5 protein-coding genes are annotated in these 5688 nt (G+C 68.1%); 3 read left to right on the top strand and 2 right to left on the bottom strand.

Annotated elements, in window-relative coordinates:
* Positions 1-82: 82 nt before the first annotated feature.
* A complete protein-coding gene (locus tag NA4_RS15360) occupies positions 83-532 on the top strand; it encodes a MarR family winged helix-turn-helix transcriptional regulator (RefSeq protein WP_067470308.1) in 450 nt (149 codons plus the stop codon).
* A gap of 177 nt (positions 533-709) precedes the next feature.
* Here the strand turns inward: NA4_RS15360 and NA4_RS15355 are convergent, their stop codons facing one another.
* Positions 710-1468, bottom strand: coding sequence for an HAD-IIA family hydrolase (locus NA4_RS15355; protein ID WP_373862794.1), 759 nt, complete (start codon positions 1466-1468; stop codon positions 710-712).
* A gap of 292 nt (positions 1469-1760) precedes the next feature.
* Here NA4_RS15355 and fgd point away from each other — a divergent pair, with 292 nt between their 5' ends.
* The gene (fgd, locus tag NA4_RS15350) at positions 1761-2771 is read left to right on the top strand and encodes a glucose-6-phosphate dehydrogenase (coenzyme-F420) (protein WP_067470306.1); all 1011 of its coding nucleotides are present in this window, start codon (positions 1761-1763) and stop codon (positions 2769-2771) included.
* Positions 2772-2845: 74 nt separating this feature from the next.
* Here the strand turns inward: fgd and NA4_RS15345 are convergent, their stop codons facing one another.
* A complete protein-coding gene (locus NA4_RS15345) occupies positions 2846-3352 on the bottom strand; it encodes a nitroreductase family deazaflavin-dependent oxidoreductase (protein WP_067470305.1) in 507 nt (168 codons plus the stop codon).
* Positions 3353-3482: 130 nt separating this feature from the next.
* On the opposite strand from NA4_RS15345, the gene pta reads away from it, so the two are divergent.
* Positions 3483-5555 carry a phosphate acetyltransferase gene (pta, locus tag NA4_RS15340; RefSeq protein ID WP_067470304.1) on the top strand — a complete coding sequence of 691 codons (2073 nt, stop codon included), beginning with the start codon at positions 3483-3485 and terminating at the stop codon, positions 5553-5555.
* Positions 5556-5688: the final 133 nt, after the last annotated feature.

The following is a 5688-nucleotide window of genomic DNA, read 5'->3' as shown; positions in this document are numbered from 1 at the left end:
AGGCATGAGCGACCCAGCGGACGATCCGTCGGCGGTCCGGTCGATCGGCCGGGTCGCCGACCCGGTCGGCAGGAGACGCAGCATGACCGATGAACAGGAGCTGTTCGCCACGGCGGCGATCACGTCGTTCCGTTTGAACGGTCAGTTCCTCGCGGTAGCCGAGGAGCTGGCGCGACCCGCGGGTCTGACCGCCGCTTGGTGGCAGGTGCTGGGCGCGGTGCAGCGCACGCCGTTGCCCGTCGCGGGCATCGCCCGCGAAATGGGTATCACCCGCCAGAGCGTGCAGCGCATCGCGGACCTTTTGGTGGACAGGGGACTTGCCGAATACCGGCCCAATCCCGCCCACCGCCGCGCGAAACTCGTCGCAGTCACCGACGCGGGCCTTGCCGCGGTCCGGCGCATCAACCCGCAACACGCGGTGATGTCCAAGCGCCTCGCCGCCGAACTCGGCCCCGAACAGCTCGCACTCACCGCCGAGGTGCTCACGAAACTCTCCGTGGCCATGGACGCGATCACCGGTCGCGACGACTAGCTCGGAGTATGTCGACGTCGGGCCGTCGGTAGACGACCTTGTCGATAAGCCATGTGCGGCAGGAGCAATCGCTAGACATCGGCCGTCCGCTGCTGGGCCCGATCAACAGACCCGCCGAACCGATGCGATGGCCGCCCCCTCCATCCGATCGGCGGGCTTCTACGGGGGCGAGCGAGATCAGGCCGTGAACGGGGACTTGGTTTTTCCGATCAGATCGGCGACGGAGTCCACCACCATGGTGGGGCGGTAGGGGTATGCCTCGAAGGACGCGCGGGTGGAGATGCCGGAGGTGACCAGGATGGTGCGCATCCCCGCTTCCAGGCCGGAGATGACGTCGGTGTCCATCCGGTCGCCGATCATCACGGTGGACTGGGAATGGGCGCCGATGCGGCGCAGTGCGGAACGCATCATCAGCGGGTTCGGCTTGCCGACGTAGTACGGCTCGCGGCCGGTGGCGCGGGTGATGAGCGCGGCCACCGACCCGGTCGCGGGGAGCGAACCCTCGCGGGACGGGCCGGTCGGGTCCGGGTTGGTCGCGATGAAACGGGCGCCACGCTCGACCAGCCGGATCGCGGTGGTGATCGCCTCGAAGGAGTAGGTCCTCGTCTCGCCGAGCACCACGTAGTCGGGCTGGCTATCGGTGAGCACGTAGCCGATCTCGTGCATGGCCGTGGTGAGCCCGGATTCGCCCACGACATAAGCGGTTCCGTTGGGGCGCTGGTCGTTCAGGAAGGTGGCGGTGGCCAGCGCGGAGGTCCAGATCGCCTCCTCCGGGATGTCGAGCCCGGTGTGTCGTAGCCGTGCCTGGAGATCCCGCGGCGTGCGAATGGAATTGTTCGTCAACACCAAGAACGGCGTCTCGTTGGCACGCAGCTCGGCAAGAAACTCGTCGGCGCCGGGTATGAGATGGTCCTCGTGTACCAACACCCCGTCCATATCGGTCAGGTAGGACAGGATCGGTTCGTCTTCAGGGGTCACGCGGCCATTATCCGCTATCGGCCCGCAACCGAAACGGGAATGATCAACATGCCGCCGCGCCGGGCGATTCCGGCGAAATACCGCGCCGGGGCCACGGCGTTCCTCTTGCTGAGACCGGGCCCGGCGGGAGCTGCACCGGGCGACGGCGAAGATCATCCACGGCAGGCCCTCCGCACCGCGCGACGACCGGGTGGCTACTGTCGAGGGCGGATCGCGATGACGGCGAAACGATACGCGAGGAGCGTGGCAGATGAGCGAACTCAAGCTCGGATACAAGGCATCGGCGGAGCAGTTCGGCCCCCGTGAACTCGTGGAGATCGCGGTGCTGGCCGAAGAACACGGCCTGGACAGCGCCACCGTGAGCGACCACTTCCAGCCGTGGCGGCACAAGGGCGGGCACGCGCCGTTCTCGCTGGCCTGGATGGCGGCGGTCGGCGAGCGCACCCAGCGCATCCAGCTGGGCACCTCGGTGCTCACCCCGACCTTCCGCTACAACCCGGCGGTGATCGCACAGGCGTTCGCAACCATGGGCTGCCTGTATCCGGATCGCGTCATGCTCGGGGTCGGCACCGGCGAGGCGCTCAACGAGATCGCCACCGGATACACCGGCGAGTGGCCGGAATTCAAGGAGCGTTTCGCCCGCCTGCGCGAGGCCGTCGACCTGATGCGCGCGCTGTGGACCGGCGACCGTGTCGACTTCGACGGCGAGTACTACAAGGCCGTCGGTGCGTCCATCTACGACGTGCCCAAGGGCGGTATTCCGATCTACATCGCCGCGGGCGGTCCGCTGGTCGCGCGGTACGCCGGACGCGCGGGCGACGGTTTCATCTGCACCTCGGGCAAGGGCATGGACCTCTACACCGAGAAGCTGATGCCCGCGGTCGCGGAAGGCGCGGCGAAGGCGAGCCGCACCGTCGACGACATCGACCGGATGATCGAGATCAAGATCTCCTACGACACCGATCCGGAACTGGCGCTGGAGAACACCCGCTTCTGGGCCCCGCTCTCACTCTCCGCAGAGCAGAAGCACAGCATCACCGACCCGATCGAGATGGAAGCCGCCGCCGACGCACTCCCGATCGACCAGATCGCGAAGCGCTGGATCGTCGCAAGCGACCCCGACCAGGCAGTCGACCAAATCAAGCCCTACCTCGACGCCGGCCTCAACCACCTCGTCTTCCACGCCCCCGGCCACGACCAAGCCCGCTTCCTCAACCTCTTCCACCGCGACCTCGCCCCCCGCCTCCGCGCCCTAGCCTGACCCCGTCCGCGAGTGGCACACCACGGAGAGGGCTACTCGGCCGATGCCGCAGCGAGGTGCCACTCGCGAGATGGTTACGCCCGGCGCAGGGCGAAGATGCGGAGGTCGCGGGTGGTGCGGGAGCGGTAGGTGGCGTAGGCGGCGGTGACTTCGACGAAACGGTTGAAGATGGCGTCTTTGTCGGGTTGGTCGACGGGGGTGGCGGTGACGTCGATGCGTTCGCCCGCGATCGCCACCGTCGCGGTGGGGTTCGCCAGCAAGTTGGCGGTCCAGGCGGGGTGGTGGGCCTGGCCGAAGTTGCTGCCGACCACATAGAGCGTGTCGCCGTCGTGCACGTAGAGCAGGGGCTGGGTGCGCGGCTGACCGGATTTGCGGCCGATGGTGGTGAGCAGGATGACCGGCGCGCCGATCGGGCCGAGCAGGGTGTACTTGGCGTCGGTGCGTTCCAGGATCGCCCGGTCCAGCGGAGTGATGGCGCGGATGAACCGGGAACCCGGCTTCGTCGACGCCAACCTGGTTGCCGCGCGGGCCAATAGGTTGGTGTTCGAGCCCCACTGCCGATCCGGAAACTGCTCAGCCATGCCCGGACTATAGCGGGCAGAATTTCCTGCGGGGGGAAAGCGGAGAGAAGCGCCCGGTAGCTCCGTCCTGACCGGCGATCGTCCGGTCGCGACCGAGTCGGATAGCCGCGTGTTCACTAAGCTCACGGACATGGCCGACAACGCTCCCTCAGCCGTCTACATCGCCTCTCCGGAAGGCGACACGGGCAAATCGACGGTGGCTCTCGGAGTACTGCAGATGCTGTGCGCCACCACGGCACGGGTGGGGGTGTTCCGTCCGATCACGCGCTCGACCACCGAGCCCGACTATGTCCTGGAGCTGCTGCTCGAGCACAGCACCGCGGACATCGACTACAAGCAGGCCATCGGCACCACCTACGAGCAGGTGCACGCCGACCCGGACGCGGCGATCGGCGAGATCGTCCTGCGCTTCCACGAGGTCGCGAAGATGTGCGACGCGGTGGTCGTGGTCGGCAGCGACTACACCGACGTGGCCAGCCCCAGCGAGCTGCGTTTCAACGCCAGGATCGCGGTCAACCTGGGCGCACCCGTGCTGCTGGTGGTGCGCGGTGCGGGCCGCACCCCGGTCGAGGTGAAGCAGCTGGCCGAGCTGTGCGCGGCCGAGTTGTCCCACGAGCACGCGCAGTTGGTGGCCATCATCGCCAACCGCTGCGACCCGCGGCGGTTGGCGGAGATCTGCGCGTCGCTGCGTGGATTCGACGTACCGTCCTGGACCCTGCCCGAGGTCCCGCTGCTGATCGCGCCGACCATGGCCGAGCTGTGCGCGGCGATCGACGGCGAAATGTACAGCGGTGACCCGGAGTTGCTGCACCGTGAGGCGCTGCAGATCATCGTCGGCGGCATGACGGCCGAGCACATCCTGGAGCGGCTGTCCGAGGGCGTCGTGGTGATCGCACCGGGCGACCGGTCGGACGTGCTGCTCAGCGTCGTGAGCGCGCATGAGGCGCAAGGCTTCCCGTCACTGTCGGGCATCATCATGAACGGCGGCCTGCTGCCGCATCCCGCGGTGGCGCGGCTGATGGCAGGCCTCGAGCCCAAGCTGCCGATCCTCACCACCGACCTGGGCACCTACGACACCGCGGGCGCGGCGTACCGCACCCGCGGACGCATGTCGGCGGGCAACCCGCGCAAGGTGGACACCGCACTCGCGCTGATGGAGGAGCACGTCGAAGCGGAGGAACTGTTGCGGCGCATCGACGTTCCGCCCAGTTCGGTGGTCACTCCGGAGATGTTCGAATACCGGCTCATCGAGCGCGCGCGGGCCGACCGCAAACGCATCGTGCTGCCCGAGGGCGACGACGACCGCATTCTGCGCGCGGCGGGCCGGGTGCTCCAGCGCAAGATCGCCGACCTGGTCATCCTCGGCGACGAGATCGCGGTGCGCGCCCGCGCCGCCGAACTCGGCGTGGACATCTCGGCTGCGCAGGTGCTCGACCCGCGCAGCTCCGGCTACTTGGACGAGTTCGCCGCCGAGTACGCGGAGCTGCGCAAGCACAAGGGCATGACGCTGGAGCGGGCCCGCGAAACCGTTGCCGACATCTCGTATTTCGGCACCATGATGGTCTACCGCGGGATTGCGGACGGTATGGTCTCCGGCGCGGCGCACACCACCGCGCACACCATCCGGCCGTCGTTGGAGATCATCAAGACGGTGCCGGGCGTCGCCACCGTCTCCAGCGTGTTCCTCATGTGCCTGGCCGACCGGGTGCTCGCCTACGGTGACTGCGCCGTCGTGCCGGACCCGACCTCGCAGCAGCTGGCCGATATCGCGATCTCGTCCGCGGCGACCGCCGCCCGCTTCGGCATCGAACCTCGGGTGGCGATGTTGTCCTACTCGACCGGCGAATCCGGCAGTGGCGCGGACGTGGACAAGGTGCGTGTCGCGACCAAGCTGGTGCGTGAGCGCGCGCCGGAACTGCCGGTGGAGGGCCCGATCCAGTACGACGCCGCGATCGAGCCGACCGTCGCCGACGCCAAACTGCCCGATTCCGAGGTCGCGGGCCGCGCGACCGTGTTCGTGTTTCCCGATCTGAATACCGGCAACAACACCTACAAGGCGGTGCAGCGCAGCGCGGGCGCGATCGCGATCGGACCCGTGCTGCAAGGTCTGCGCAAGCCGGTCAACGACTTGTCCCGCGGCGCCCTCGTGGCTGACATCGTCAACACCGTGGCGATCACGGCTATCCAGGCGCAGGAGGGGTGACGCGGCAGCCGTCCGCGCGGCCTGATCGTGGCGTGCGCGGAACAATCGCGGCATGAACCGGGTTGCTCAGGTGCGGCTCGACCGCATAGCACGGGAGGCGTCATGAGCGAGCGTAGCGAGCGAACGATGGATA

The organism is Nocardia amamiensis NBRC 102102 (genome assembly GCF_001612745.1).
Classification (GTDB): Bacteria; Actinomycetota; Actinomycetes; order Mycobacteriales; family Mycobacteriaceae; genus Nocardia; species Nocardia amamiensis.
This window is presented reverse-complemented; position numbering and strand designations above follow the sequence as displayed.